Source organism: Streptomyces sp. PU-14G (genome assembly GCF_041028275.1).
Taxonomy (GTDB): Bacteria; Actinomycetota; Actinomycetes; order Streptomycetales; family Streptomycetaceae; genus Streptomyces.
Genome location: NZ_JASKYT010000529.1, coordinates 1 through 3,508 on the forward strand (window position 1 = coordinate 1; position 3,508 = coordinate 3,508).

The following is a 3,508-nucleotide window of genomic DNA, read 5'->3' on the forward strand; positions in this document are numbered from 1 at the left end:
GTTCCGGAGGCCTCGTCGGGCGCCCCGCCGTCCTCGCGCCCCGCGGGCGGGCACGTACGGCCCAGGTGGGTACGGACGAGGCGGCCCGCGGGGGGGGGGGGGGGGGGGGGGGGGGGGGGGGGGGGGGGGGGGGGGGGGGGGGGGGGGGGGGGGGGGGGGGGGGGGGGGGGGGGGGGGGGGGGGGGGGGGGGGCTTCGCGGGGCCGGTCTCCCCGCCCGTCCCCGCGAAGCCCTCGCCGGCCTCGGGGCCCGTTCCGGAGGCCTCGTCGGGCGCCCCGCCGTCCTCGCGCCCCGCGGGCGGGCACGTACGGCCCAGGTGGGTACGGACGAGCCGGCCCTCCTCACCCGCGCGGGCCGCCTCGTCCACGTACGCGACGGCGGCGGGGAACCGTCTGCGCAGGGCCGCGAGGTTTCTCAGCCCGTCGCCGCTGGTCTGGCCGTAGACGGCGCCGAGCAGCGCCAGCTTGGCCTGGGCGCGGTCACCGGAGAACGCCCGCTCCGAGAGGGCCGTGTACAGGTCGCGCTCGCTGCTCGCCACCGCCATCAACCCCGGGTCCCGGGAGACGGCGGCCAGGACGCGCGGCTCCATCTGGTCGGCGTCCGCGACCACCAGACGCCAGCCCGGATCGGCGACCACGGCGCGGCGCACCACCTTGGGGATCTGCAGCGCTCCGCCGCCGTTGGTGGTCCAGCGCCCTGAGGCGGCGCCACCGGGAACGTACTCCGGATGGAAACGGCCCTCCCGCACCCACGAGCGCAGCCAGCTCCAGCCGTGCGCGGTGTAGAGCCGGTACAGCTTCTTGTACCGCAGCAGCGGCTCGACCGCCGGGTGGTCCACCTTTCTCAGCTCCCAGGCCCGCGTCGAGCCCAGCCGGATCCCCTGCCGCGCGAACGCCTGCAGGACGTCGGCGGCCAGGTCGGGCCGCACCCGCTCGTGGGGCCCGAACGCGCGGGACACCTCCTCCTCCAGCTCCACCAGGCGGCGCGGCAGGCCACCGCCCGCGTACCGCTCGCCCAGCAGCTCGGCCAGCAGCTCGCGGTGGATCTCCGCGCTCCAGGGCACCCCCGCGCGGCCCATCTCTCCCGCGACGAGCGTGCCCGCCGACTCCCCGGCGAGCAGCAGCCGCATCCGTTCGGGACGCTCCGCCCGGCCCGTTCGCTCGACCTGCGCCGCGTACACCTCCAGCAGGGCGTCGAGGGGGTCGGCCCCCTCGGGCAGTGGCACAGGGCCCGTCTCGAACAACGAGGGCTGCGGGTCGGTTCCGTGGTGGACGGGCTGCCGGTCGGGCGGTACGGGCAGCCCCCGCAGCCGTGCCAGGGCCGCGGGCAGCGATCGGGGGTCTCCCGCCCGGCCCTCGTGACCGAGGAGCAGCGCCTCCGCGGCCTCCACGTCGTAGCACCGCTCCGCCCGCACCCCCGCGGTGAGCAGGCCGGGCTGGACCTCCGTCGTCGCCCGCCACACCCACCGCGTGACCTCGTTCCTGGCGCGCACCGCAGCCGCGGCCGACTCCTCGGTCCGCACGGGGCCCGCACGGCCGCCCCGCGAATCCAGCGGGCACACCCGCACCCGGCCGCCGCCCGCCGGGGCCAGCGCCCACCGCAGGGCGTCCTGTGCCCGCTGCGTCGGGTGCGGCCCTCCCGGCCGCGCCCCCGTGCCGTCCGTCATGCCGCGAGTCTCCCAGCCGCCTGTGACATCGCCCTCGCGGCCGGTCCGTGTCGGGCGGGGGAGGGGGCTGTGTGCCGCGGGCAGAGCCGCCGTCCCCCCGCCGGCCCCTCATCGGCCGACATGGGCGCACCGTTCGGGGACACTCGGAGGCGGAGGGGTTTCCTCCCGGCTGAGAGGTGGGCCATGGGCATATCCGGTGTCATCAGCGCGCTCGTCGTCGGCGTCGTCATCGGCGCGCTCGGACGACTGGTGCTCCCGGGCAGGCAGCGGATCGGGTTCCTGTGGACGATCCTGGTCGGCATCGTCGCCGCGTTCATCGGTACGGCGATCGCCGGCGCCGTGGGTGTCGCCGACACCCGGGGTTTCGACTGGATCGAACTGGTCATCCAGATCGTTCTCGCCGCGCTCGGCGTCAGCCTGCTCGACCGTGCGCGCGCGGGCCGGGGTGTGCGCAGGTGAGGCGTGCGCAGGTGAGGTGCGGACAGGTGAGGTGCGGGCAGGTCAGGTGCGGACAGCGAACGGGTGGCGGGCCACCGGCCCGCCACCCGGGGTGCGGAGCGGGGCGTGCCACATGTGCACGCCCCGCTCGCGTGCTTACTTGATGGCCTTGATCAGTTCTCCGTTCGCCGTGTCGCCGCTCAGCTCCCAGAAGAAGGCGCCGCCGAGCCCCTGCTGCGCGGCCCAGTCGCCCTTGGCGGCGATCGTCTCCGGGGTGTCGTAGCTCCACCACTGGTTGCCGCAGTGCGCGTAGGCGGTGCCGGCGACCTTGCCCGTGACCGGGCAGCGGGTCTTGAGTTCCTTGTAGTCCTCGATGCCCTGCTCGTACTTGCCCGGTGCCGGACCCGTCGCCGTTCCGCCGGGCTCCGACTGCGTCACACCGGTCCAGCCGCGCCCGTAGAACCCGAGCCCGTACAGCAGCTTGCTGCCGGGAACGCCCATGCTCTTGAGCTTGGCGACGGTGGCCTCGGTGTTGAAGCCCTCCTTCGGTATGCCCTCGTACGAGGTCAGCGGGGAGTGCGGGGCTGTCGGGCCCTTGGCGTCCCAGGCGCCGAAGTAGTCGTAGGTCATCGGCAGGTACCAGTCGACGTACTGTGCCGCCGTCTTGTAGTCGGCGGCCTCCAGCTTGCCGCCCGCGGAGGCGTCGGCGCTGATGGCCGCGGTCACCAGCTGGTCGCCGAACTTGCCCCGCAGCGCCTTCATCAGGTTCGCGAAGGCGTCACGGCCGCTGGTGTCGCAGGTCAGGCCGCAGGCGTTCGGGTACTCCCAGTCGATGTCGATGCCGTCGAAGAGGCCCTCCCAGCGCGGGTCGTTGACCAGGTTGTAGCAGGACTCGGCGAACGCGGCCGGGTTCTGGGCCGCCTGTCCGAAGCCGCCCGACCAGGTCCAGCCGCCGAAGGACCACAGGATCTTCAGGTCGGGGTGCTTCTTCTTGAGCTTCAGCAGCTGGTTGAAGTTGCCGCGCAGCGGCTGGTCCCAGGTGTCGGCCTGGCCGTCCACGCTCTGGTCGGCGGTGTAGGCCTTCTCGTAGTCGGCGTAGCTGTCACCCACGGTGCACTTGCCGCCCTGGACGTTGCCGAAGGCGTAGTTGATGTGGGTCAGCTTGTCCGCCGAGCCGGAGGTCTCGATGTTCTTGACGTGGTAGTTGCGCTGGTAGACGCCCCAGTTGGTGAAGTAGCCCACCGTCTTGCCCGCGGCGGTCTTCGGCGCGGCGGCCTGTGTGGTCGCCTTCGACCCGGCGGCCGGTGCGGTCGCCTCCCGAGGCCCGGCCGACGCCGTGGCCGACAGCAGCGTCGTGGCCAGGACGGCGGCGCAGAGGGCACCGAGGAGGCCGAGGAGTCCGCGC

The 3,508-nt window shown here is 74.4% G+C and carries 3 protein-coding genes; 1 reads left to right on the forward strand and 2 read right to left on the reverse strand.

Annotated elements, in window-relative coordinates:
- Window positions 1–1,665: bifunctional 3'-5' exonuclease/DNA polymerase (locus AB8Z75_RS32855; protein WP_369208460.1), on the reverse strand; the 1,665-nt coding region annotated here is incomplete at its 3' end.
- 183 nt (window positions 1,666–1,848) lie between these two features.
- Here AB8Z75_RS32855 and AB8Z75_RS32860 point away from each other — a divergent pair.
- Window positions 1,849–2,124 carry a GlsB/YeaQ/YmgE family stress response membrane protein gene (locus AB8Z75_RS32860; protein ID WP_369208462.1) on the forward strand — a complete coding sequence of 92 codons (276 nt, stop codon included), beginning with the start codon at window positions 1,849–1,851 and terminating at the stop codon, window positions 2,122–2,124.
- A gap of 135 nt (window positions 2,125–2,259) precedes the next feature.
- On the opposite strand, the gene AB8Z75_RS32865 is transcribed toward AB8Z75_RS32860, so the two are convergent.
- Window positions 2,260–3,465 carry a glycoside hydrolase family 18 protein gene (locus tag AB8Z75_RS32865; protein WP_369208464.1) on the reverse strand — a complete coding sequence of 402 codons (1,206 nt, stop codon included), beginning with the start codon at window positions 3,463–3,465 and terminating at the stop codon, window positions 2,260–2,262.
- Window positions 3,466–3,508 lie beyond the last annotated feature (43 nt).

Coding starts and splice junctions, on each gene's coding strand:
- AB8Z75_RS32860 (WP_369208462.1), top strand. CDS start 1,849: ATGGGCATATCCGGTGTCATCAGCGCGCTCGTCGTCGGCGTCGTCATC.